Source organism: Halarchaeum nitratireducens (assembly GCF_017874695.1).
GTDB classification, from domain to species: Archaea; Halobacteriota; Halobacteria; order Halobacteriales; family Halobacteriaceae; genus Halarchaeum; species Halarchaeum nitratireducens.
This window is the reverse complement of sequence record NZ_JAGIKY010000008.1, coordinates 85,776-107,101: the sequence shown is the minus strand read 5'-3', so window position 1 is coordinate 107,101 and position 21,326 is coordinate 85,776. Positions and strand designations below refer to the sequence as shown.

The window sequence follows — 21,326 nt, the reverse complement described above, 5'->3', positions numbered from 1 at the left end:
GGCGGGGACGTCCGCCTACCGCGCGGCCTTCCCGTCGCGGGCGCCCTCGACCGTCTCGCGGACCGCCTCACACCCCTCCTCGTGTAGCAGGTCCCCGACGACGACGACGTCCGAGCGCTGGCCCATCAGGTAGGCGTCGTCGTAGTCGTGGATGCCGCCGCCGTAGAACAGCGTCGCCTCCTCCAGAGCGTCGTAGGCCGCCGCGACCTTCTCGGGATCGCCGAGCGTTCCCGAGTACTCGACGTAGACGACGTCCTGTCCGAGCATCCGCTCCGCGACTTCCGCGTACGCCGCGACGTCGTCCGCGTTCTGCTCGCAGTCGGCGTCCGTGAGCTCGGCGACGGAAGCCTCCGGGTTCAGGACGATGTAGGCCTCGGTCGCGGTACGCGCCCAGTCGACGTCGTCGATGCGGACCCACTCCTTGTGCGCGCCCGTGATCCACGCGACGTCGCCCGCGTTCATCACGACCGGAACGAGATAGCCGTCGAGCGCGTCGTCCTCGACGACGACCGCGGGGTTCGACGGCTCCTGATAGAGCGGGACGTCGTGCGTCCGGCAGGCGTCGATGACGCGGCGCATCTTGTCGCTCGTCACGTCGAGGGTGCCGCCGATCTCGATGGCGTCCGTCCCGGTCTCGCAGACGTCGTCGAAGGTCTCGCCGTCGACGAGGTCCTTGTCCGGGTCGACCTTGAGGACGTGGTCCCAGTCGGCCCACGGGGAGTGCATGCTCGGGGTATAAATCCGGGCCAGCAAAACCCCTTCGGACCGCCGGCTCGGCGCGCTCGCCGGCACGAACGCCGCCCGCGCCCGTCCGCTCGCGGTGTCCGCCCGCCCGCCGTCGTTCGGGCGCCGCGCGCCGAACGGTAACCCCTTTACTCGCACCGCCCCGACGTTCACCCGAATGCCGGTCATCGACTGCGACCCCGACGCGGCCCGCACGCGCCTCGACGAGGCGGGCGCGACGTTCGCCGAGGGGAACACCGAGCACGAGCGCTGGCGGGCGACGCTCGGCGACGCGAGCGCCGTCGCCTACGACGATCAGGTGGTCGTGCAGGGCGCACGCCCTGCGGACGTCACCGCCGTCCTCCGCGAGCACGGCGGCCGCGTCCACGCGTACTTCGACGGCGCGTCCCGGGGTAACCCCGGCCCCGCGGCGGTCGGTTGGGTGCTCGTCTCGCCCGGCGACGGCATCGTCGCCGAGGGGTCGGAGACGATCGGGTCGACGACGAACAACCGCGCGGAGTACGACGCGCTCATCACCGTCCTCGAGGCCGCGACCGACTTCGGCTTCGACGAGATCGAGATCCGCGGGGACTCTCAACTCGTCGCCAAGCAGGTGACGGGCGCGTGGGACACGAACGACCCCGCCCTCCGCGAGCGTCGTGTGCGCGTCCGGGAACTGCTGGGCGAGTTCGACGACTGGTCGATCACGCACGTCCCCCGGGAAGTGAACGAGCGCGCGGACGACCTGGCGAACGAGGCGCTCGATCGTGCCTGAGCTATCCGCGGAGACGGTCGCCGAGGCCGAACGTCTCACCTGTCTCGCTCTGCGCGCGAGCGACCCCGACGAGGCCGACGCCTATCGATCGGAGCGCGACGCCCTGCTCGCCGAGGCGGGGTACGCGGCCCGCGAGCGCGAGGACGGCGGCACCGTCACGCTCGTCTGCTACCCCGAAGCGTGGCTCGACGAGGCGGGGACGATCCGGATGGACCGCTTCGACCCCGAGGAGGCCGTCGAGCGCCCCCTCGGCGGCCCGGGCGACCCCGACGAGTGGGACGAGGTCGCCACGCACAACCGCGGGATCGCCCGCGCGGTCCACGAGGCGCACGGGAGCGTCCACGGCGAGACGGTGACGGCGCTCGCCGACTTCGCCAGCAATCACTACGCGAAGCCGATCGAGGCGCTCACGCGCGACGAGCTCGACGAGTTCCGCGAGGAGTACCTCGTGCGCAACGCGTGGCCGAGCGACGCACAGCTCGATCGGCTCTCAGAGTCGCTGCGCTACGCGTTCGCACTCGTAGACGAAGAGGTGCCGTAGCGGGACGTCCGCACCGCCCCGTTATTCGTACTCGGCGACGACGTCGCGGATCCGCGCGGCGCGCTCGCCGGTCGCGACGAACTTCTCGAGCGCCCACGAGAGGTCGTCGAAGACGGCCTCGACGCCGGCGTCCGTCAGCGCGTACTGGTTGGTCCGCTTGTCGAGTTCGCTTTTCTCGACCATCCCCTCCTCGACGAGGTCGTCGAGGTTCGGGTAGAGTCGGCCGTGGTTGACTTCCTCGCCGTAGTACTCTTCGAGCTCCCGCTTGACCGCGAGCCCGTATCGTGGTTCTTCGGCGAGGACCACGAGGATGTTCTTCTGGAACGCTGTCAGATCGCGGACGCCGGTACGCGCCGCGCGTTGTGCCTCTGACATAGTTGTACTTAATGACACAGACGGTATTTAAACGCTTCTCACGATTCCGGCGTTGAGTCCCGCTCCGGTGACCCGAAAGGCCCTTTACGGCGTCAATCGCACACCAAATCGTTATGGTCAACCTCTGGGAAGACCTCGAAACCGGACCCGACGCGCCCGACACCGTCTACGCGGTCGTCGAGTGTCTGAAGGGCGAGCGCAACAAGTACGAGTACGATAAGGACATCCCGGGCACGGTGCTCGATCGCGTCCTCCACAGCAACGTCCACTACCCCTCGGACTACGGCTTCATGCCGCAGACCTACTACGACGACGGGGACCCCTTCGACGTCCTCGTCCTCGTGAAAGATCAGACGTTCCCCGAGTGCGTCATCGAAGCTCGCCCCGTCGCCCTCATGCGGATGGACGACGACGGCGAGAAGGACGACAAGGTCATCGCCGTCCCCGAGGAGGACCCGCGCTACGACCACATCACCGACGTTGAGGACCTCACCGAGCAGAAGAAGGCCGAGATCGCCGAGTTCTTCGAGACCTACAAGAACCTCGAGGAGGGCAAGGAGGTCTCCGTCGGCGACTGGGAGGACGCGCAGACGGCGAAGGACGCCATCGAGCACGCCCAGCACCTCTACGACGAGAACTTCTAACGCACCCGCCCCGCTTCTTTGTGCCGCGTCGTGGCGCCGATTACCATCGGGTATCCGCCGCCGGCACGCCGATGAGGTATGCGCATGGGTAATACTTTGGGCGTGGCGGCCCGACGGTCGCGTATGTCCACGAACCGTCCCGCGGTCGGCCTCGATCACCTCACCGTCGTCCCGACGAACTACGACGACGACGCCGACGACGCCGCCGACGCCGACGACACCGCGGACGGGGACGCCACCGCTACCGACGACGTATAACGTCGCGTCGCTGCTGCCCCGTCGCCACCGCCACCGACGACGTATAACGTCGCGTCGCTGCTGCCCCGTCGCCACCGCCACCGACGACGTATAACGTCGCGTCGCTGCTGCCCCGTCGCCACCGATCGCCGTCCGTGGCTCGCCTCCCGCCGCGCCGCTCCCGTTTCGCTCGTCGGCGACCCGCTCGTAGACAGGGGCGAAAGCCGACGCGAACGAACGTTCTTAAGCCGCGCGAGCGGACAAAGGCGATATGGGACTCTTCGACCGACTCCGCGGCGACGACGGTCCGCGGGTCGCGTTCATCGGAATCGACGGCGTGCCCTACTCGCTCGTCGCGGACCACCCCGAGGTGTTCGAGAACCTCACGGCGATGGCACAGGACGGTGCCGGTGGCGCCATCGAGAGCATCGTGCCTCCCGAATCCAGCGCCTGCTGGCCCTCCCTCACGACCGGCGTCAACCCCGGCAAGACGGGCGTATACGGCTTTCAGGACCGAGAGACCGGGACGTACGACACGTACGTCCCGATGGGCCGCGACGTACAGGCGACCCGTCTCTGGGATCGCGTCACCGACGCCGACCGGCGCGCCTCCGTGTTCAACGTCCCCGTCACCTTCCCGCCCCAGCGCAACGTCGACCGGATGGTCTCGGGGTTCCTCTCCCCTGGCGTGAAGAAGGCCTCCCACCCGAGCGACGTCGGCGACTACCTCGACGAGCTGGGGTATCGCATCGACGTCAACGCCAAACTCGGTCACGACGAGGACAAGACGGAGTTCGTCGAGGACGCCCACCACACCCTCGACAAGCGCTACGAGGCCTTCGACCACTACCTCACGGGGGACGACTGGGACCTCTTCTTCGGCGTCTTCATGACGACCGACCGGGTCAACCACTTCCTCTTCGAGGACTACGAGCGCGACGGCGAGAACAAAGAGGAATTCCTCGACTTCTACGATCAGGTCGACGACTACATCGGGAAGCTCCGCGAGGCCGCGCCCGACGACGTGACCTTCGTCGTCGCCTCCGATCACGGCTTCACGACGCTCGACTACGAGGTCCACCTCAACCACTGGCTCGAAGAGCGCGGGTGGCTCTCCTTCGAGGACGACGAGCACGACAGCCTCGCTGACATCGACGACGACACGCGCGCGTACGCTTTCGTTCCCGGGCGCTTCTACCTCAACCTCGAGGGGCGCGAGCCGCGCGGAAGCGTCGCACAGGAGGACTACTACGAGGTCCGCGACGAGCTGAAGGCCGAGATCGAGGCGCTCGAAGGACCGAACGGCGAACCGGTCGTCGCGCGCGTCGTCGAGAAGGAGGACGCCTTCGCGGGCGATCACGACGAGATCGCGCCAGACCTCGTCGCCATCCCGAACCACGGGTTCGACCTGAAGGCCGGCTTCCGCGGGAGCGAGACGGTCTTCGATAAGGGCCCGCGCAACGGGATGCACTCCTTCGACAACGCGACGCTCGTCACCGACGCGCCCGAGGTCGCCATCGACGAGGCCAACCTCTTCGATCTGACGCCGACGATGCTCGACCTCCTCGACATCGACTTCGACGCCACCGACTTCGACGGCGGTAGCCTCGTCAAGGGCTGAGCCCGGCCGCTACGTCCGCGCCGACGCCCCCGTGGCGCTCGACGTGGACGGCGACGGTCGCGCGGATCGCCTCGGCCGCGACACCGCGCTCGCCTTCGACTATCGGACGGGCGTCGTCGCGGTCGTCCCGCCGGGTCCGCGTGGCGTCGGCGACGTCGGGCGGCTGAGCGAGACCTCGGCGGGGTGGGCGGCGCGCGGCGAGTGAGAAACCCCCATTTAGCCCGAGCGCTAACGTCGAGTATGCTCACAGAGGAGATCGCCGATCCAGCGGCGACAGCCCCGGAGGCGCTCCGAACCCAGTATCTGGCCGCGCTCACGGCCGTCATTGAGGAACGCGGGATCGAGCCCGTCGCCGCGGAGACGGACCTCTCGACCGAACGCGTCGAGGTGATCCTCGACAACCCCGACGACGTGACCCTCGCGGAGGCCGCGGCCGTCCTGTCCTGTTCGCCGGACTATCCCGCGGCCGACGACTACTTGCTCGAAGTCCGGGATCACCTGATGCTCCAGATGAGCTCCGCGGTCGTCGACATCGGCGCGCTCCAGCGCGCCATCGACACCGATCTCGACCCGAAGGTGCTCCAGCAGAAGGTCGAGGGGCGCCGCGAGATGACGCTCGCGGAGTACGCGCGCGTCGTTCACCACCTCGCGGTCGAGAACCCGTGGTGACGATGCGGGTCGCCATCCTCGGCTGCGGCTACGTCGGCCTCGAACTCGGCCGCCAGCTCGCCGCGACCGGCCACGAACCGATCGGCGTTCGGCGCTCCGACGACGGCCTCGCGGCGATCCGCGAGGCGGGCTTCGACGCCGTGCGCGCGGACGTGACGGACGCCGAGAGCCTCGATGCCGTCCCGGACGTCGACGCGGTCGTCTTCGCCGCCTCCTCGGGCGGGCGCGACGCCGACGCCGCCCGACAGGTCTACGTCGAGGGTCTGCGCACCGCGATCGACGCCTTCGGCGAGCGCGAGCACGCGCCGACCCAGCTCGTCTACACGTCGAGCACGGGGGTCTACGGCGACCACGACGGGGAGTGGGTGGACGAGGACACGCCCCTCCGGCCGACGACGGAGAAGACCGAGGTGCTCGTCGAGGCCGAGCGCGTCGCCCGCGAGCGCCCGGCCGAACACGGGATGGCGGGGCGCGTCGTCCGTTTCGCCGGCCTCTACGGCCCCGATCGCTACCGGCTGGAACGCTACACCACGGGTTCGGTCGTCGAGGGGTACCTGAACATGCTCCACCGCGACGACGCCGCGGGGATCGTCCGCTTCGCGCTGACGGAGACGGACGAACCGCTGTTGCTCGCGGTGGACGACGAGCCGGTGGATCGGCGCGATCTCGCGGCGTGGCTGGCGGACGCGTGTGGCGTCGCGCGGCCGGCGACGGTCCCGCGGGCCGACCGCCTCGCCGCCGACGACCTCTCCGAGGCGGCGCGCCGGCGACTCACGACCAGTAAGCGCTGCTCGAACGCGTTGGTGCGCGATCTCGGCTACGAGTACGCGTATCCGACGTACCGCGAGGGGTACATGGACGCGGTCCGTGCGTACCGGGCCGGACGATAACGCGTTCGTCGTCGGCCGGCGCGCCCGCTTCGCCCGACTTTTTGCCGTCGGCGCGCCCACGCCCCGTATGGAGTACACGCAGGAGCGGGTGGCGACGCTCCACGACTACGGCGGGGCGGCCCCGGACGCCCCCGTGGGCCGCACGACGGTGATCGTCCCGATGACCGAACGGGAGTACGCGGGGCTGGCCGCCGAGGGCGTCCTCTCGACGCTCGCGTCGCTCGACCCTGAGCGCGTGCTCGTGCCGCTTCGCGCCCCGGCCGAGCGCGTCCCGGCCTTCTGCGACTGGCTCGACGGCTTCGATCTCCCCCTGGAGGTGCTCTGGTGTTCAGGGACGCGCCTCGCCGACCTGTTGGACGGGGTCGGTCTCGACGGCGAGACGGGCAAGGGCCGGGACATCTGGCTGGCGCTCGGGCTCGCGGCCGACTCGGCGCACGTCGCCCTCCACGACGCGGACGCGGAGAGCTACAGCGAGCGCGACGTGCCGAAACTCCTCGCGCCGCTCGCCGGCGACTTCGACTTCACGAAGGGGTATTACGCCCGCGTGGAGTCCGGCCGGCTCTACGGGCGGCTCTTTCGGCTCTTCTACGAGCCGCTGATCGCGGCGCTCGCCGACCGCCACGATCACGAGATCCTCGACTATCTCGGCGCGTTCCGCTACGCGCTCGCCGGCGAGTGCGCGATGACCGGCGACGTCGCGCGCTCGCTGCGCGTCCAGCGGCGCTGGGGGCTCGAAGTCGGGACGCTCGGCGAGGCCTACCGGACGACCGGACCCGACGGCGTCGCGCAGGTGGACCTCGGGTTCTACGAACACGACCACCGCGCCGTCTCGGGCCCCACGGGGCTCGGCGACATGAGCGAGGGCGTCGGCGACGCGCTCCTCCGCGTGGTCGAGGAGGCGGGCGTCAGCCCGGAGTACGACACGCTCCCGGAGCGCTACGTCGCGGCCGCCGAGCGTTTCGAGCGCGGCTACGCGGCCGACGCGGCGTTCAACGGGTTCGCGCACGACGCGGCCGCCGAGCGCGAACAGGTCGAGACGTACCGTGCGGCCGTGAGCGAACCGGGGCCCGACACCCGCCTCCCCGCGTGGGACGACGCGCCGCTCTCGATCGCGGAGGTCCGCGAGGCCGCCGCGGCGGACCTCGACGCGGTACGTTGAAGCGCCCGCGACGCCCACTCCCCTCCATGTCCCTCGATTCAGACGAACTCGCGGGCGTCTGCGACCTCTTCGGCGGCCTGACACGCGAGGAGCTCGCCGGTGCCGTCGCCGATCTCGCCGCGCGCCGGGGGGACGATCACGACCGCGAGTCGCACGATCGGGCCGTCGCGGACGCCCGCGAGGCGTACGCGCTCCTCGAAGTCGATCCGGCGGGCCTCGGGACGCTCGACGCCGACGCATCTCTCCTCGTCCCCGGGCCGCGGGCGTTCCCGGTGACCCCCGAGGGCGGCGAGGACCTCCCTCACCTGCTCGACGCACCGCGGCGCGACGTGCCGAGCGACGCCGTCGAGACGGCGCTCCGCGCGCGCCTCGCGGCCGACGTCGCCGCGCTCGATGAGAGCGGAGGCGACGCGGACGGCGAGGACGAGAGCGGGGACGAGGCGGGGATCGAGGCGCCCGACCCGGCGGTGTTGATCGACGTCACGTACGACGCCGCGGCGCTGACCGGGACCGACTTCACCGACGTCCGGGAGCGCATCGCCGATGCGCGGTGACGCGTCCCGAGGAACGATTAAGGGGGCGAGGCGTCTGCACACCGGCATGGACCTCGGTCGCATCGCCACCCGCCGTCCCGAGACGAGCGCGGGCGCGGAGCGCGAGGCGGCCGTCCTCGTCCCGGTCGTCGAGGCGTCCGACGGTCCCGCGCTCCTCTTCACGAAGCGCGCGGATCACCTCGGCGAACATCCGGGACAGATGAGCTTTCCCGGGGGCGGCCGCGAACCGAGCGACGCCGACGCGACCGCGACGGCGCTCCGAGAGGCCGACGAGGAGATCGGTCTCCGCCCCGAGGAGGCGCGCGTCGTCGGACGCCTCGACGACATCGAGACGGTGACCGATTACGCGATCACGCCCATCGTCGCTCGCGTTCCCGACCGGACGTACGACCCGGATCGCCGCGAGGTGGCGGAGATCGCCGTCCTCCCGCTCGCGGCCCTGCTCGACCCCGCGAACCACGAACTGGAGCGCCGCGACCACCCCGAATACGGCGAGCTCGACGTTCACTTCTTCCGGGTCGACGGATACACCGTCTGGGGAGCGACCGGGCGCATCCTCGTCCAGTTCCTCGAACTCGCTTGCGGGTGGGAGCGACCGACGACGCCGGATCGCGTCGTCGATCCCGACGCCGAGCCGTGAATCCGCTACGCTTTTGCCGGGACGCGGCCTAGTGCGGACGTACATGGTCGCCCAGACGAGTGGTCGCGTTCCAGCACCGTTCTGAGACCGCAGCCGTGAGCGAGACACGTCGCCGACGCGTCGCGGAGGGCACAGCGTGCTGAGCGCCGCGGCCCGCGCCCGCGAGACCGGCATCGACGCGGTGGCGCTGAAGCCGATGGAGTGCGACGTCAGCGTCGCCGCCGACCTCCCCTTCGACACGGTCGTCATCGACTACGAGGGTCGCGCGCACCTCCCCGAATCGGACGTCCTCGCCGACATCGCGGCCCGGCGCGACCTCCGGCTCACCACGCCCGTTCGGGCGGCGGGGTTCGACCCGCTCGGCGACGACGAGCTCGCCGCGACGCTCCCGGAGGACGCCGGCCGCGTTCTCGTCGCCGGCCACGGCGCGTACCTCGACGACGACGAGCAGGAGAAGCGCATCGCGCCGCGCCTCGGCGCGGCCGTCGAGGCCTACCCGGACGCGTGGGTCGGCACCGAGGGTATCGAGCGCGTCGCGCTCGCCACCGGCGCCGGTCAGTTCGAACTGCTCTCGCGCTCGACCGACCGCGACCTCCGCGCGCTCCGCGTGGCGGGCTACGAGGGGCAGGTCTCGCTCTACGCACCCGTCGTTCTCGACGACGACGAGGAGGCCATCTTGGACGCGCTCGGCGACTACACGGCTCGACGCGGTCCCGTCCGGCGAGCGCTCCCGGACGACGCCGCGACTGACGGGTCGGCGACCGGCCGTGCCCGCGAGGTGCTCTCCGCCGCCGTGCGCGACTACGCGCTCGTCGGTGACGCCGAGACGGTCGGCGAGCGCGTCGCGGAACTGAAGGACGCCGGCGCGGACACTGTCGTCGGCTACCCCGCCCGCGGCCCCGACGCGTTCCGCTAGTCGAGCACGAGATACGTCCGCTCGCCGTCGCGTTCGAAGTGCGCGTCGCGCCCGCGGACGAACGAGCGCACCCACGCGAACGACGCCTCCGTGACGTCGATTCGCGCTTCCTCACGACTCGACTCCCCGACGACGGCCGCTCCATCGGCACTCATACACCGGCCTACGATCCCTCGTTGCTAATAGCTCACCCGTGCGCGTGGTGAAAGTGAAAGTGGTCGCGTCGTGGCCTCAGACCCCGGTCCTCCGGTCACGTATCAGTATAATTTTATTTCCTCTCCGCTCAACCGGGGGTTCGCACGCACCGAGCACGCCGCGCGACCGTGTCCGTTGAAGTGGCCGCCGCGCCACCCCATCGGATATGCACGGACACGGACGCGCGGGCGACGGGCGGCGGGCCCCGGGACGGCCGGGTAGTCGGGCGTCGACGGGACGGCCGGGTGGTCGCGCGTCGACGGGGTGGCCGCGATGACGGCGCGCTCGGTCGCGGTCGTCGGCGGCGGCGCGGTCGGACTGACGGCCGCGTACGATCTCGCTTGTCGGGACGCGGACGTGACGCTGTACGAGCGCGACGACCTCGGGGCTGGGAGCACGTCGCGCGCGGCCGGCATCGCGTACGACGCCTACGCGGAGGACGTCGACGTCGCGCTCGCCGAGCGCGCAATCGAGCGCTTTCGCTCCTTCTCGGGCGAACGCGACTTCCGCTTCGCACGCACGCCGTACCTCTGGTTCGCAACGGAGGGCGGAGCGGCCGCGGGCGCGATCCGGGAACAAGTCGAGCGAATGCGCCACCACGACCGCGACGTCGAACTCGTCGACGCCGAGGCGATCCGACGGCGGTTTCCGGTGTTGCGCGCGGACGACGTCGTCGTCGCCGGCCTCGCGCGGACGGCGGGTACGGTCGATCCTGCGGGCTACGTCGACCTGCTCGCGGCGAAGGCCCGCGACGCGGGCGCGGACGTGCGAACGCACACGACCGCGTCCGTCGCCCTCGACCCGCCCCGGGTGAACGGCGCGGCGTACGACGCGGTCGTCGTCGCCGCGGGCGCGTGGACGGGCGACGTACTCGCGGACGCGGGCGTCTCCGTGCCCGTGGAGCCGTATCGCGTCCAGGCGGCCGTCGCCGGCGGGCCGGCGATCCCGATCCTCTACGACGCGACGCGGGAGTACTACGCCCGGCCGCACGCGCAGGGGATCATCGCGGGCGACGGCGTCACGACGCCGGTCGATCCCGACGACTACGACGGCGAGGCCGACGACGCGTTCCGCGATCGGATCGTCGAGCGCCTCCGCGAGCGCGTCGTGAACGCGAACGTCCCGATCGAGCGCTCGTGGGCGGGCGTCTGTGCGCGGACGCCGGACAACGATCCCCTGCTCGGCGAGGTCGCGGACGGTCTCTACGTCGGGGCCGGGTGGAACGGTCACGGGCTGATGCGCGCGCCGGCCGCCGGCGAGCGACTCGCGGAAGACGTGTTGGGAGAACGTGACGGCGTCGGCGCGTTCGATCCGACGCGGTTCTGAACCGGTTCGATGCGGGTGACGCGGCGCCCGTCCGGGGTTCCCCGCTACTCGATGGCGACGGCGTCGCCCTTCGGCACGTAGACGTGGAGCGTCCCGTCGTCTCGGAGCTCGGCGCGCGCGCCCGGATCGTCGACCGCGGCGTCCGCCGGTAGCTCCGCGTGACCGTCGAGCGCGAGGCCGCGGCCGGCGAGCAGCGTCCGGAACCCGTCGCGATACTCCCGGTACCGATCGAAGTGAACGGTGACGCCCCCGTCCTCCGCCGTGACCTCGACGTCTCGGGTCTCGACGCCCGGCGCGTCGAAGACGAGGAGGTACTCGTCGTCGCTTTCGAGGACGTCGACGGCGAGCGCGGTGCGCTCTTGGACGCGGCTCATCGCGCGACCGACGCGCTTCAGAACGGCGCGACTCGCGGCCGCGCCGTACGTCACGAGGTCGCTCACAGTTCGATCTCCGCGAGCGACGTCTCCGACCCGCAGTAGGGACACCGGAGGTCGGCGGTCGAGACGTCGTCCGGGACGTCGTACGTGTAGTGGAGTTCCGCCATGTCGAGCTCGCAGTCGTCGGCCGTGCACTCGACTTCCATCGTCGCGGGCATGCTCGTGCGTTCGCCCGGGAGGTCAATAAACACGCGGGCTTCCGCGGATTCGGCCGGTCCGCTCGCGCGGCGCGCCGCGACGGTCGCGTTTTTACGCGTCGAACCCCTTCCCCGCTCATGACCGACCCCGCGACGCTTTCCGTGACCATCGTGGACGGCTACGTCGACGAGCCGGCCCACTTCGGGGTGCCGCCGTACATCTCCACCTATCCGCGCTACACGGCGGGTGCGCTCCGTGAGGCGGGCGTCCCCGAGTCGCAGATCACCTACCACACGATCGACGCGCTCCGCGACGACCGCTCGCGCTGGCTGGACGTCGAGGACGCGGACCTCATGATCTACCTCGGCGGGATGACGGTTCCGGGGAAATACGTGGGTGGCACGCCCGCCGAACCCGACGAGGTGCGCGAACTCGCGTGGACGGCGAACGGCACCTCGCTGATGGGCGGCCCGATCAGGTTCGGCGTCGGCGAGGAGAACGCGGGCGCGCAGGACATGGCGCGCGACGACCTCGACTTCGACTTCCTCGCTATGGCGGACGTCGAGGCGGCCGCCCACGACCTCGTTGCGAGCGGTCTCGAGGGATTCGAGGACCGCTATCGGGACAACGCGGAACTCGATCGTTGGGCGGAGGCGGGTGCGTTCGTCGTCGAGCAACACCCGAACCACCCGGAGTACCTCATCGCGGAACTCGAAACCTCCCGGGGCTGTGCGTACCGCTGTTCGTTCTGCACGGAGCCGATGTACGGCGACCCGGACTTCCGGACGCCCGACTCCGTCGTCTCCGAGGTCGCCGCGCTCGCGGACGCCGGCGTGAACGACTTCCGCATCGGCCGGCAGGCCGACATCCTCGCCTATGGGGGGGACGGCGAGGCGCCGAACCCCGACGCCCTCCGCGAGCTCTACGGCGGCATCCGCGCGGCCGTCCCGGACCTCGGGACGCTCCACCTCGACAACATGAACCCGGTGACCATCGTGGACTATCCCGAGAAGTCCCGCGAGGCGATCCGAGTCATCGCCGAGCACAACACGCCGGGCGACACCGCGGCCTTCGGCCTCGAATCCGCGGACCCCGTCGTCCAGGAGGAGAACAACCTCCTCGTGGACGCCGACGAGTGCCTTGAGGCCGTCCGCATCGTCAACGAGGAGGGCGGTTGGCGGCCCGGCGAGTCGGAGAAAGTCGGCCCCTCGACGGGCGACGAGGTGAGCCGTCTCCCCAAGCTCCTCCCCGGCATCAATCTCCTGCACGGGCTGAAGGGCGAACGCGAGGAGACCTACGAGCACAACAGGCGCTTCCTCGAACGCGTCTACGAGGCGGGGCTGATGCTCCGCCGTATCAACATCCGGCAGGTGATGGCGTTCGAGGGGACGGAGATGGCGGAGACGGGCGCGGACGTGGCGAGGCAGAACAAGAAGCGCTTCAAGCGATACAAGAGCGCGGTCCGCGAGGAGGTCGACCAGCCGATGCTCGAACGCGTCTGTCCGCCTGGCACCGTGTTGGAGGACGTCCACTTCGAGTACCACCAGGACGGGAAGACCTTCGGGCGCTCGCTCGGGACGTACGCGCTCCTCGTCGCCGTCCCCGGTGAACGCGAGCTCGGGACCGTCACGGACGTCGCCGTCACCGATCACGGCTATCGCTCCGTCACCGGCGTCCCCCATCCCCTCGACCTCAACGAGGCGTCGATGGACGAGCTCCGTGCGCTCCCCGGCGTCGGTTCGGGCACCGCCGGCGACATCGTCGTCAACCGCCCGTACGAGACCCCGGCGGAGGCACCGGGGGACGCCGACCTCGCGCGCTTCACCCGCTAGGGGTGGGGTAGAACTATTATGGACGATGCCGATGCTCCCACGAGGGTCTCACAGTGGAAATCTCCGATCAGCTCCTCTGTCTGTTCAACGCCGAAGTTACCGTCAGCGACGACGAGTACGTCGTCCGCGTCCCGACAAGCGAGATCGAGGCCGGTGCCGTCGATCCCGGTGAGGTGTACCGCGTCGCGCTCATCGAACGCGACGACGACGGGGCGAGCGCCGACTCATCGAGCGATGCCGCTTCGAGTGGCTCCACGCCCGCGACGGGTGACGCCACCGGCGGGGGGCCACAGCCCCCCGTCGAGGAGGGCGAGATCCGGTACGTCGAGATCGAGGACATCGGCAAGCAGGGCGACGGTATCGCCCGCGTCGAACGCGGCTACGTCATCATCGTCCCCGACGTCGAGATCGGCGATCGCGTCAAAGTCGAGATCACACAGGTGAAGTCCAACTTCGCGGTCGGCGAGACCATCGAGGACGACGCCGACGCCTGACCGTCCGATCTCCGTACCCGCACCGTCTCCGTCTTCCCCCCGCCGCTCGCGGGGGGTCTACCCCTCGTATCGCGTCCCGTCCGGCCGCTTTGCGCCCTCGGAGTCGTGGACGACCGTCTCGCCGGGGTCGGGATCGACGGGCGCGTACGCGTCGCGGACGTCGATCGCCTCCTCTAACTCCGTCACGGCGCGCTCCTTGAGCGCCGCGGCGAGCTCCTCGGCGTCGGCCCGCGAGATGTCGCGGCCGAGTCCCTCGCACTCGTGGGCGCGAACCATCCCCGCCTCGTCGACGGCCTCGCCCATCGGCTGGCTCGTGCCGCCGAGCGCCACCGAGAACGGGTAGGTCCGACAGATGAGCGGTCGGTGGTCGTGGACGGTACAGGCGCCGGTTCCCGCGGAGTCGCTCGTCGCGCTCCCCTCCTCCTCGTAGAAGGTACAGTCCCCGCAGTCGTCGGTCTGCAGGGCCCACTCGAACGTTTCCCCGGCCCCGTCGGCGTCGAGGCCGTACGGCATCGGGCGCGCGACGTCGCGCCACTCCAACGTCTCGGCGTCGGCTATCGCTCGGGCCTCGTCCGGGAACACCGTCGCCGTGTGCTCCTCGCCCACGCCCTTACAGCACCCGCCACAGCGCGTGCACTCGAAGCCGATCGCCTCGATGGCGTCCGCGAGCGCGGCCACGTCCAACTCCCGCGCGCGCTCGAGCTCGTCTTCGAGGCGTTCCATGCGCACGGATCGGCGCTCGACCGCCAAAAGCCTCCCGTGTCCCCCGGCTCTCGACGCCGAGCCGCGCGGCGCGCGCCGTGTCGTGCTCTCAGGCGCGATATCGCGGCCCGTCCGGCGTCTCCTCGCGCGTCACGCGTCCCTCGACGACGAGCTTGTCGAGGTGTGCGCGGACGGTGGCGGCGGCGAGGGACCGGAACGCACCGCGGTCGCGGTCGTAGACGGCCTCGACGATCTCGGGGACGGTCCGTGCGCCGCTCGCCACGGCCGCACGGACGTCCCGGTCGCGCTCGCGGCGGTGCGCGACGACCGCGGCGAGGCGTTCGCGCGGGCGCTCGATCGGGTCGCCGTGTCCGGGGTAGAGCGTCCCCGGGTCGCGGGCGTAGAGCCGTCGGAGGCTCGTGAGGTACGCCCGTAGGTCGCCCTCGTCGGCGATGGCGGTGCTCCCGCCCGCGCGACAGCAGTCGCCGACGAGATACTCGTCGCCGGACACGAAGGAGACGTGATCGGGCGCGTGGCCGGGCGTCGCCACGACGTCGAGCGGTCCCACCGAGTCGCCCTCGCGGTACGTCCGATCGGGAGCGACGCCGGTGGCGTCGGCGAAGCGATCGGCGTAGGGGGCGTACGCCCAGACGGTGGCCCCGTTCCGCTCGGCGTAGCGCGCGAGCGCGCCCACGTGATCCGGGTGCGTGTGCGTGGCGACGACGTGTTCGATCCCGCCGACGCCGTCCAGTCGAGCGCAGCGCGCGGCGGGGTCGACGAGGACGGTATCGACGACGTACGCGTTCGTCCGGCCGCTCGGGACGCGGCGGTCGACGGGGACGGGGACGCGCTCGATGCCGGACACGCGCCGGTCAGTGATCGAGGAAGTAGACCTGCTTGCGCGCGTCGCGGAAGCTGTACCGCGAGTCGACGAGACCGGCCTCGTCGAGGCGGTTGAGGGCGTATCGGACGGTTCGATCCGGCAGCAGCGACTCCTCGGCGAGCTGGCCCTGTGAGAGGGGCTCCTCGGTTTCGAGGACTTTCGCCACGAGCTTCGCGCTCGGCGGGAGGTCGCGGAGCCGCTCGCGGAACTCCTCGTCGTCTTTTATCGGTGATGGTCGCTGCTCTCCCGTCGTACTCATGGCAGTAAATCGCACACACCCGTAGATAAAGGTTGGTACTTCGAACGACGGCTACCTTATACTGTATAAGGTCGTACCAGTGAGCCGCACGCGTCGTCGTCGGACGACCGTCGCGGGGTCCCCCGACGCGCATCCAGTATCGTTTTACATTCCCGCAGATGTAGAGTCGTGTAGACCGTGAAGGGACAGGAGTGGTACCAGGCCGACGAGGTCGCGGCGGAGTACGAGGACAAGCGGTTCTCCGGCGGCGGCCGGCTCATCGACCGCCGCGAGAAGCAGGCCGTCCTCGACGCCCTCGGCCCACTCGACGGCAAGCGGGTGCTCGAAGTCGCGTGCGGGACCGGCCGATTCACCGTCCTCTGCGCTCAACGGGGGGCCGACATCACCGGGATGGACATCTCCGCCGCGATGCTCCGCGAGGGGCGCGCGAAGGCCCGTCAGGTCGGCGTCGACGACCACCTGGAGTTCATGCGGGGCGACGCCGCCCGACTCCCCTTCCCCGACGACTACTTCGACGCCGTCTTCGCCATGCGGTTCTTCCACCTCGCCGACACCCCCGCGAAGTTCCTCAGTGAGATGGCGCGCGTCTCGAAGGGCGATGTTTTCTTCGACACCTTCAACCGATACAGCACGCGCTCGCTCTACAACTCCCTCCTCCCGATGGGGTCCCGGCTCTACTCGACGAGCGAAGTCCGCGACCTCCTCGGGGGCGCCGGCCTCACGCTTCGCAGCGACGCCCACGACTTCGTCCTCCCGTACGGCTTCTACCGGAAGCTCCCCGGGTGGCTCGCCGACCCCATCCGCGACGCCGACGTCGCCGTCGGCGACACCCCGTTCGGCGATCGCCTCGCGTCCGTCTCCTACTGGCACGCGCACGTCTGACGCCGTGTCGCGTCGCTTTTACGCCCGGCCCCGTTCGGTAGGGCTATGGAGTTATCGGTGGTCGTCCCCACCCTGAACGCGCGCCGCCGTCTCGCGCGCGCCCTCGACGCCCTCGATACGCACCTCCCCGACGTCGAGGTCGTCGTCGTCAACGGCCCGTCGAGCGACGGGACCTCGGGGCTCGTCCGCGACCACCCGGCCGCCGACGTCCTCCTCGAAATTCCCGAACGGAACCTCAACGCCTCCCGAAACGCCGGACTCGCGGCCGCGACGGGCGACGTCGTCGCGTTCGTCGATCACCGCTCGGTCGTCCGTGAAGGGTGGTACGACGCGCTCGCGGCGGCGATCGAGGCGGGCGCGGACGTCGTCACCGGCCCCGTCCACCGCGCCGTCTCCGGCGGCGTCACGACGGAGGAGTGCGAACGCGAGACCGTCGCCGGCCGCGACGTCCGCTACTTCGACGGCGGGAACGTCGCGTTCACGCGCGCGGCCGCCGAGGCCCTCGACGGCTTCGACGAGTACCTGGAGACCGGCGCGGCCCGCGACGCCGCCCACCGCCTCGCGGGCCTCGACACGCGCGTCGTCTGGGAACCCGCCTTCGCCGTCCTCCGCGCGGACGGCGACGACGTGCCCGACCGCGTCGCCGAGACCCCGGAGGGGTCCGCGACGGGCCTCAAGTACCGCGCGCTCGCCTACCGCCTCGCTAAGAACTACGGCGTCAGCCTCTCCGTCGCGTGGCGCGCCGTCCGCCACGCGCTCCGCGAGGCGGGCGCCGCGGCGCGCGACGTGCTCGACGGCGACGAGACCCCGTCGTCGTGGCTCTCGCGGGGACGCGCGGTCCTGACGAACGCCGTCAGCGGTGTCGAGGCCGGCCTCCGCGCCCGCCGACGTGACCGGACGCCGACTCGGAACCCGAACGGCGTCTCCTCGCGGATGGACCGCGCGATGTCCCGCTACGACCTGTAGCCGCCATGCTGACCCGCGCTCGCACCGCTCGTGCGTTCTTTCACAGCACGTGCCGCGAAAACCATATGTAGAACTGCGAGCCTTCCGGTCATCCATGTCCCATCAGGGTACCCGAAGTCCGGTGGTCATCCTCGGTGACGACGCCCGGCGCACCCGCGGGCGCGACGCGCAGACGGCGAACATCGCCGCCGGGAAGGCGGTCGCCGACGCGGTTCGCACGACCCTCGGCCCCCGCGGCATGGACAAGATGCTCGTCGACTCGACGGGTACCGTCGTCATCACGAACGACGGCGTGACCATCCTGGCGGAGATGGACATCGAACACCCCACCGCGCAGATGCTCGTCGAAGACGCCGACCTCGGATACGCCGAGTCCGTCCGTGTCGAACGCTACGGCGAGGACGACCTCGCGCTCGTCGAAGGCGGGGCCGACGCCAGCACCGTCACTCTCCTCGTCCGCGGCAGCACCGAACACGTCCTCGACGAACTCGAACGCGCCATCGGCGACGCCCTCGACGTCGTCGCCGTCGCTCTCGACGACGGCGTCGTCGTCCCCGGCGCCGGCTACGTCGAGATCGTCGTCGCCGACCGCATCCGCGACGAGGCCGCGCGCATCGACGGCCGTGCGCAGCTCGCCGCCGAGGCCTTCGCCGACGCCCTCGACGTCCTCCCGCGCACCCTCGCCGAGAACACCGGCATGGACCCCATCGACGCCCTCGTCGACCTCCGCGCCGAGAACGAGACCGGCCGCGCCGGCGTCGTCACCGTCGGCGACCGCGGCGAGATCGGCGACCCGGTCGCGCACGGCGTGCTCGACCCCGCCGCCGTCAAGCACGAAGCGCTCGCCGCCGCGACCGAGGCCGCGACCATGATCGTCCGCATCGACGACGTGATCGCCGCCGAGTAACGCGGCGTCTGCCGTCGGCGGCGGGACGTCGCTCCCGCGAGGCCGGGCGAACGCATCTCGTTCGCAGACCCCGCGACTCCCCGGCCCGCGCAGCGTCGAAAGACGCACTCCGCCTCCGAACCGTTCGCCGGTCGCTCCTCGTTCTCTGCGGCGGGCCCGCACCCTCGTCCTTGACGCGCCCGGTGTCCGCCTTCACCCGCGCGGGCGTCGAACGCCCCGGGGTTCGCCGCGCGGCGTCGGGCCGGCCGCGGCCCGTGTCCCTAAGACGATCCTCGCCGTACCGTGGCGTGATGTCGGATCGACTCGGCATGCCGTCCGCGGTCTCCATCGCGCTCGGCGGGATGATCGGCGGCGGGATCTTCTCGGTACTCGGCGTCGTCGCGCGGATCGCCGGCACGCGGACGTGGCTCGCGTTCGTCGTCGCCGGCGTCGTCGCGCTCTGCGCGGGCTACTCGTACAATCGACTCAACGCGGTGTCCGACCGGACCGGCGCGTCGGTCACGTTCGTCCAGCGCTACACGAACAACACGACGATCGCGGGGATGGTCGGGTGGACGCTGCTCTTCGGCTACATCGGCTCGATGGCGATGTACGCCTACGCCTTCGGCGAGTACTCCGTCGGTCTCCTCGGACTCCGCGAGACGCTGGGTGGGCTCGCGCGACCGCTCGTCTCCGCGCTCGCCGTCGTCGGCTTCGTCGCGCTCAACCGCATGGGCGCGCGCGCAACCGGTACCGCGGAGAACGTCCTCGTCGCCGCGAAGATGGCCGTCCTGCTCGGGTTCGGTGTCCTCGCGGCGGTCTACGGGCACGCGAACGGCCTGCTCGACTTCGGTATCACCGGGGCCGCGACGGTCGCGCCGGTCGTCGCCGCCGGCGTCTCCTTCGTCGCCTTCCAGGGGTGGCAGCTGCTCTTCTACGATCGGGAGAGCATCGCTGACCCCGAGACGACGATCCCGCGCGCCGTCTACGTCGCCGTCCCGGTCGCCGTCGCCACGTACGTCCTCGTCGGCGTCACGACGACGAGTCTCCTCACGCCCGCGCAGATCGCCCAGTACGGCGAGATCGCGCTGGCGAAGGCCGCCCAACCGGTCCTCGGATCGCTCGGGTTCACGATCATCGCCGTCGCGGCGGTCGTCTCGACGGGGAGCGCGATCAACGCGACACTCTTCTCCGCCGCCCACTTCGCGGACGGGATGACCGACGAGAACGTCCTCCCGGACCGTATTGCTTCGAGCGACGGCGACGGCGTCCCCCAGCGCACCGTCCTTCTCCTCGGGATCGTCACGCTCGGGCTCACCGTCTACGGCACGCTCGACGGGATCACGGCGCTCGCGTCCTTCGCCTTCCTCGTCGTCTTCGGCACCATGAGCGCGCTCGCGTTCGCCGAGCGCGACCGCGACCGGGTCCATCCGCTCCCGCCGCTCCTCGGGGCCGTCGGCGCCGCCTGTCTCTTCCCGCTGCTCTGCTACCACCTCGCGGTCCACGAACCACAGACCTTCGGCTTCGTCGTCCTCACCCTCGCCGCCGTCTTCGTCGTCGAACTCACCTACTTCGAGCGCACCCGCCTCGCTCGCGTCGCCAAGCGGGCCGAGGACCGACTGTGAACCGCCCCCGGACCGCCCACCGTCGCGTTCTCTCGGCGGTCCTCGCCGCCACGGGATCGCGCGTCCGGTGTGGGGACCGGGGGCTCGACGCTCCGACGACCGCCGACCGTTCGAGCGCGATCCCCCCGAGACCCGCCCCGTCTCTCACATCCGCTCGGGGTGGAGTCGTCGCGCCAGTGCCTCGATCCCATCAATGAGCGCCGGACTCGGCTGATTGAGGAGCGCGTCGTCGAGGACGTGCACCTCGGCGTCGAGGCGCCAACCGCGCGCGTCGAAGTCCGGCCGAGCGCGGCCGTCCCGACCGCCACGCCCGCAGTAGTGCGCGACGACGTAGTCGGGGCCGGCGGCCTCGACCGTCTCCCGTTCGACCTCGCGCGAGCGGTCTCCCGGGTCGACGAAGGGGTGGCGTCCGCCCGCCGCCCGCACGGCGTCCGGGACCCAGTTTCCCGCCGCCATCGGCGGATCGTCCCACTCCTCGCAGTAGACGACCGGCCGTGTGGCCCCCTCGACGGCCGTACGTATCGCCGCGACGCGCTCGCGGCAGTCGGCTTCGAGGCGCTCGCCGGCGGCGGCCCTGCCCACGTCGTCGCCCCGGATCGCGAACCCCGCGAGGACGTCGTCGAGGCGCGTCGGTTCGCGGTGTCGGACGTCGTGTCCCCGAGCGGCGAGTTCGTCTCGGACGTCGCGCTGGAGGGCGTCGCCGGTGAGGACGACGTCGGGATCGCACTCGGCGACTCGGTCGTAGTCGGGGTTCAGCCAGCCGCCGACCGGGGGCGCATCGATGTCCACGGTCGCGTTGTGCGTCACGCCGACGAGATCGGCTCCGGCACCGAGCGCGACGACGGTCGCCGTCGCGGCCGGCGCGAGCGAACAGACTCTCACGAACGATACTGCCGTATGTGGCGCCTACGCATACCGCTGTCGGTCTATTACGGAACCGTTAAGTGCGTTTTGCGA

Annotated in this window: 28 protein-coding genes; 19 read left to right on the top strand and 9 right to left on the bottom strand. The window is 70.8% G+C overall.

Translation table 11 applies throughout. The features are described 5' to 3' along the window. Positions 1 to 15 precede the first annotated feature (15 nt). Entirely contained in the window at positions 16 to 726 is a 711-nt protein-coding gene (locus J2754_RS09375; protein WP_211087254.1) for a phosphoglycerol geranylgeranyltransferase, read from the bottom strand. Between the two features lie 175 nt (positions 727 to 901). Here J2754_RS09375 and rnhA point away from each other — a divergent pair, with 175 nt between their 5' ends. Beyond that, on the top strand, positions 902 to 1,498 hold the full coding sequence (rnhA, locus tag J2754_RS09370; protein WP_188877773.1) for a ribonuclease HI: 597 nt from the start codon (positions 902 to 904) through the stop codon (positions 1,496 to 1,498). Then, positions 1,491 to 2,039, top strand: coding sequence for a DUF7108 family protein (locus tag J2754_RS09365; protein WP_211087253.1), 549 nt, complete (start codon positions 1,491 to 1,493; stop codon positions 2,037 to 2,039). The genes rnhA and J2754_RS09365 overlap by 8 nt, the downstream gene beginning before the upstream one ends. A 21-nt stretch (positions 2,040 to 2,060) precedes the next feature. On the opposite strand, the gene J2754_RS09360 is transcribed toward J2754_RS09365, so the two are convergent. Beyond that, positions 2,061 to 2,414, bottom strand: coding sequence for a PadR family transcriptional regulator (locus tag J2754_RS09360; RefSeq protein WP_188877774.1), 354 nt, complete (start codon positions 2,412 to 2,414; stop codon positions 2,061 to 2,063). A gap of 113 nt (positions 2,415 to 2,527) precedes the next feature. Here J2754_RS09360 and J2754_RS09355 point away from each other — a divergent pair, with 113 nt between their 5' ends. From J2754_RS09355 to J2754_RS09315, 10 genes are all read left to right on the top strand, one after another. After that, the gene (locus J2754_RS09355; protein ID WP_188877775.1) at positions 2,528 to 3,058 is read left to right on the top strand and encodes an inorganic diphosphatase; all 531 of its coding nucleotides are present in this window, start codon (positions 2,528 to 2,530) and stop codon (positions 3,056 to 3,058) included. Between the two features lie 123 nt (positions 3,059 to 3,181). Next, positions 3,182 to 3,316: a hypothetical protein gene (locus tag J2754_RS16445; RefSeq protein WP_268238672.1), complete on the top strand. Its 135-nt coding sequence runs from the start codon at positions 3,182 to 3,184 to the stop codon at positions 3,314 to 3,316. A 250-nt stretch (positions 3,317 to 3,566) separates the two neighbouring features. Further along, complete coding sequence (locus J2754_RS09350) at positions 3,567 to 4,916, top strand: alkaline phosphatase family protein (RefSeq protein WP_188877776.1); 1,350 nt, start codon at positions 3,567 to 3,569, stop codon at positions 4,914 to 4,916. 31 nt (positions 4,917 to 4,947) lie between these two features. Then, the gene (locus tag J2754_RS09345; protein WP_188877777.1) at positions 4,948 to 5,121 is read left to right on the top strand and encodes a DUF7286 family protein; all 174 of its coding nucleotides are present in this window, start codon (positions 4,948 to 4,950) and stop codon (positions 5,119 to 5,121) included. 35 nt (positions 5,122 to 5,156) lie between these two features. Further along, complete coding sequence (locus tag J2754_RS09340) at positions 5,157 to 5,585, top strand: DUF5791 family protein (RefSeq protein WP_188877778.1); 429 nt, start codon at positions 5,157 to 5,159, stop codon at positions 5,583 to 5,585. A gap of 2 nt (positions 5,586 to 5,587) precedes the next feature. Then, positions 5,588 to 6,475: an SDR family oxidoreductase gene (locus J2754_RS09335; RefSeq protein ID WP_188877930.1), complete on the top strand. Its 888-nt coding sequence runs from the start codon at positions 5,588 to 5,590 to the stop codon at positions 6,473 to 6,475. A 67-nt stretch (positions 6,476 to 6,542) separates the two neighbouring features. Further along, positions 6,543 to 7,634, top strand: a complete 1,092-nt coding sequence (locus tag J2754_RS09330; RefSeq protein WP_188877779.1) for a glycosyltransferase family protein — start codon at positions 6,543 to 6,545, stop codon at positions 7,632 to 7,634. 26 nt (positions 7,635 to 7,660) lie between these two features. After that, entirely contained in the window at positions 7,661 to 8,188 is a 528-nt protein-coding gene (locus tag J2754_RS09325; protein WP_188877781.1) for a DUF7109 family protein, read from the top strand. Between the two features lie 46 nt (positions 8,189 to 8,234). Beyond that, on the top strand, positions 8,235 to 8,828 hold the full coding sequence (locus tag J2754_RS09320) for an NUDIX hydrolase (RefSeq protein WP_188877782.1): 594 nt from the start codon (positions 8,235 to 8,237) through the stop codon (positions 8,826 to 8,828). A gap of 136 nt (positions 8,829 to 8,964) precedes the next feature. Continuing rightward, positions 8,965 to 9,744 (top strand): DUF7388 family protein, encoded by a 780-nt coding sequence (locus J2754_RS09315; RefSeq protein ID WP_211087252.1) that lies wholly within the window; start codon positions 8,965 to 8,967, stop codon positions 9,742 to 9,744. Here J2754_RS09315 and J2754_RS09310 read toward each other — a convergent pair. Beyond that, positions 9,741 to 9,899, bottom strand: a complete 159-nt coding sequence (locus J2754_RS09310; protein WP_188877784.1) for a hypothetical protein — start codon at positions 9,897 to 9,899, stop codon at positions 9,741 to 9,743. The two genes, J2754_RS09315 and J2754_RS09310, sit on opposite strands and share 4 nt — an antisense overlap. A 313-nt stretch (positions 9,900 to 10,212) precedes the next feature. On the opposite strand from J2754_RS09310, the gene J2754_RS09305 reads away from it, so the two are divergent. Continuing rightward, entirely contained in the window at positions 10,213 to 11,265 is a 1,053-nt protein-coding gene (locus J2754_RS09305; protein WP_188877786.1) for an NAD(P)/FAD-dependent oxidoreductase, read from the top strand. Between the two features lie 44 nt (positions 11,266 to 11,309). Here the strand turns inward: J2754_RS09305 and J2754_RS09300 are convergent, their stop codons facing one another. Together J2754_RS09300 and J2754_RS09295 are read right to left on the bottom strand one after the other, a co-directional pair. Continuing rightward, the gene (locus tag J2754_RS09300; RefSeq protein ID WP_229772810.1) at positions 11,310 to 11,705 is read right to left on the bottom strand and encodes an Hsp20/alpha crystallin family protein; all 396 of its coding nucleotides are present in this window, start codon (positions 11,703 to 11,705) and stop codon (positions 11,310 to 11,312) included. Continuing rightward, on the bottom strand, positions 11,702 to 11,860 hold the full coding sequence (locus tag J2754_RS09295; protein WP_188877787.1) for a DUF7559 family protein: 159 nt from the start codon (positions 11,858 to 11,860) through the stop codon (positions 11,702 to 11,704). Before J2754_RS09295 ends, J2754_RS09300 begins: the two co-directional genes overlap by 4 nt. A gap of 117 nt (positions 11,861 to 11,977) precedes the next feature. Between J2754_RS09295 and J2754_RS09290 the strand changes: the two genes are divergently transcribed. Both J2754_RS09290 and J2754_RS09285 read left to right on the top strand, forming a co-directional pair. Further along, positions 11,978 to 13,672: a radical SAM protein gene (locus J2754_RS09290; RefSeq protein WP_188877788.1), complete on the top strand. Its 1,695-nt coding sequence runs from the start codon at positions 11,978 to 11,980 to the stop codon at positions 13,670 to 13,672. Positions 13,673 to 13,725: 53 nt separating this feature from the next. After that, entirely contained in the window at positions 13,726 to 14,166 is a 441-nt protein-coding gene (locus J2754_RS09285; protein ID WP_188877789.1) for a TRAM domain-containing protein, read from the top strand. A gap of 57 nt (positions 14,167 to 14,223) precedes the next feature. On the opposite strand, the gene J2754_RS09280 is transcribed toward J2754_RS09285, so the two are convergent. The 3 genes from J2754_RS09280 to J2754_RS09270 all read right to left on the bottom strand — a co-directional run bounded on the left by J2754_RS09280 (position 14,224) and on the right by J2754_RS09270 (position 16,010). Then, the gene (locus J2754_RS09280; RefSeq protein WP_188877790.1) at positions 14,224 to 14,889 is read right to left on the bottom strand and encodes a YkgJ family cysteine cluster protein; all 666 of its coding nucleotides are present in this window, start codon (positions 14,887 to 14,889) and stop codon (positions 14,224 to 14,226) included. A gap of 88 nt (positions 14,890 to 14,977) precedes the next feature. After that, positions 14,978 to 15,733: an MBL fold metallo-hydrolase gene (locus tag J2754_RS09275; protein WP_211087251.1), complete on the bottom strand. Its 756-nt coding sequence runs from the start codon at positions 15,731 to 15,733 to the stop codon at positions 14,978 to 14,980. 7 nt (positions 15,734 to 15,740) lie between these two features. Beyond that, positions 15,741 to 16,010: a MarR family transcriptional regulator gene (locus J2754_RS09270; RefSeq protein ID WP_211087250.1), complete on the bottom strand. Its 270-nt coding sequence runs from the start codon at positions 16,008 to 16,010 to the stop codon at positions 15,741 to 15,743. Positions 16,011 to 16,187: 177 nt separating this feature from the next. On the opposite strand from J2754_RS09270, the gene J2754_RS09265 reads away from it, so the two are divergent. The 4 genes from J2754_RS09265 (at position 16,188) to J2754_RS09250 (ending at position 20,369) form a co-directional block, all read left to right on the top strand. Then, entirely contained in the window at positions 16,188 to 16,892 is a 705-nt protein-coding gene (locus tag J2754_RS09265) for a class I SAM-dependent methyltransferase (RefSeq protein ID WP_211087249.1), read from the top strand. A gap of 45 nt (positions 16,893 to 16,937) precedes the next feature. Next, positions 16,938 to 17,858 carry a glycosyltransferase family 2 protein gene (locus J2754_RS09260; RefSeq protein WP_188877794.1) on the top strand — a complete coding sequence of 307 codons (921 nt, stop codon included), beginning with the start codon at positions 16,938 to 16,940 and terminating at the stop codon, positions 17,856 to 17,858. 94 nt (positions 17,859 to 17,952) lie between these two features. Then, entirely contained in the window at positions 17,953 to 18,765 is an 813-nt protein-coding gene (locus J2754_RS09255; protein ID WP_211087248.1) for a TCP-1/cpn60 chaperonin family protein, read from the top strand. Between the two features lie 290 nt (positions 18,766 to 19,055). Next, the gene (locus J2754_RS09250; protein WP_188877797.1) at positions 19,056 to 20,369 is read left to right on the top strand and encodes an APC family permease; all 1,314 of its coding nucleotides are present in this window, start codon (positions 19,056 to 19,058) and stop codon (positions 20,367 to 20,369) included. Positions 20,370 to 20,513: 144 nt separating this feature from the next. Here J2754_RS09250 and J2754_RS09245 read toward each other — a convergent pair whose 3' ends face one another. Then, positions 20,514 to 21,251, bottom strand: a complete 738-nt coding sequence (locus J2754_RS09245; RefSeq protein ID WP_211087247.1) for a helical backbone metal receptor — start codon at positions 21,249 to 21,251, stop codon at positions 20,514 to 20,516. Positions 21,252 to 21,326: the final 75 nt, after the last annotated feature.

Excerpts from the sequence above, each read along its gene's own strand:
- J2754_RS09335 (WP_188877930.1), top strand. The coding sequence starts at position 5,588 with ATGCGGGTCGCCATCCTCGGCTGCGGCTACGTCGGCCTCGAACTCGGC.
- J2754_RS16445 (WP_268238672.1), top strand. The coding sequence starts at position 3,182 with ATGTCCACGAACCGTCCCGCGGTCGGCCTCGATCACCTCACCGTCGTC.
- J2754_RS09355 (WP_188877775.1), top strand. The coding sequence starts at position 2,528 with ATGGTCAACCTCTGGGAAGACCTCGAAACCGGACCCGACGCGCCCGAC.
- J2754_RS09310 (WP_188877784.1), bottom strand. The coding sequence starts at position 9,899 with ATGAGTGCCGATGGAGCGGCCGTCGTCGGGGAGTCGAGTCGTGAGGAA.
- J2754_RS09255 (WP_211087248.1), top strand. The coding sequence starts at position 17,953 with ATGTCCCATCAGGGTACCCGAAGTCCGGTGGTCATCCTCGGTGACGAC.
- J2754_RS09280 (WP_188877790.1), bottom strand. The coding sequence starts at position 14,889 with ATGGAACGCCTCGAAGACGAGCTCGAGCGCGCGCGGGAGTTGGACGTG.
- J2754_RS09250 (WP_188877797.1), top strand. The coding sequence starts at position 19,056 with ATGTCGGATCGACTCGGCATGCCGTCCGCGGTCTCCATCGCGCTCGGC.
- J2754_RS09360 (WP_188877774.1), bottom strand. The coding sequence starts at position 2,414 with ATGTCAGAGGCACAACGCGCGGCGCGTACCGGCGTCCGCGATCTGACA.
- J2754_RS09295 (WP_188877787.1), bottom strand. The coding sequence starts at position 11,860 with ATGCCCGCGACGATGGAAGTCGAGTGCACGGCCGACGACTGCGAGCTC.
- J2754_RS09350 (WP_188877776.1), top strand. The coding sequence starts at position 3,567 with ATGGGACTCTTCGACCGACTCCGCGGCGACGACGGTCCGCGGGTCGCG.
- J2754_RS09330 (WP_188877779.1), top strand. The coding sequence starts at position 6,543 with ATGGAGTACACGCAGGAGCGGGTGGCGACGCTCCACGACTACGGCGGG.
- rnhA (WP_188877773.1), top strand. The coding sequence starts at position 902 with ATGCCGGTCATCGACTGCGACCCCGACGCGGCCCGCACGCGCCTCGAC.
- J2754_RS09340 (WP_188877778.1), top strand. The coding sequence starts at position 5,157 with ATGCTCACAGAGGAGATCGCCGATCCAGCGGCGACAGCCCCGGAGGCG.
- J2754_RS09260 (WP_188877794.1), top strand. The coding sequence starts at position 16,938 with ATGGAGTTATCGGTGGTCGTCCCCACCCTGAACGCGCGCCGCCGTCTC.
- J2754_RS09375 (WP_211087254.1), bottom strand. The coding sequence starts at position 726 with ATGCACTCCCCGTGGGCCGACTGGGACCACGTCCTCAAGGTCGACCCG.
- J2754_RS09320 (WP_188877782.1), top strand. The coding sequence starts at position 8,235 with ATGGACCTCGGTCGCATCGCCACCCGCCGTCCCGAGACGAGCGCGGGC.
- J2754_RS09270 (WP_211087250.1), bottom strand. The coding sequence starts at position 16,010 with ATGAGTACGACGGGAGAGCAGCGACCATCACCGATAAAAGACGACGAG.
- J2754_RS09290 (WP_188877788.1), top strand. The coding sequence starts at position 11,978 with ATGACCGACCCCGCGACGCTTTCCGTGACCATCGTGGACGGCTACGTC.
- J2754_RS09325 (WP_188877781.1), top strand. The coding sequence starts at position 7,661 with ATGTCCCTCGATTCAGACGAACTCGCGGGCGTCTGCGACCTCTTCGGC.
- J2754_RS09305 (WP_188877786.1), top strand. The coding sequence starts at position 10,213 with ATGACGGCGCGCTCGGTCGCGGTCGTCGGCGGCGGCGCGGTCGGACTG.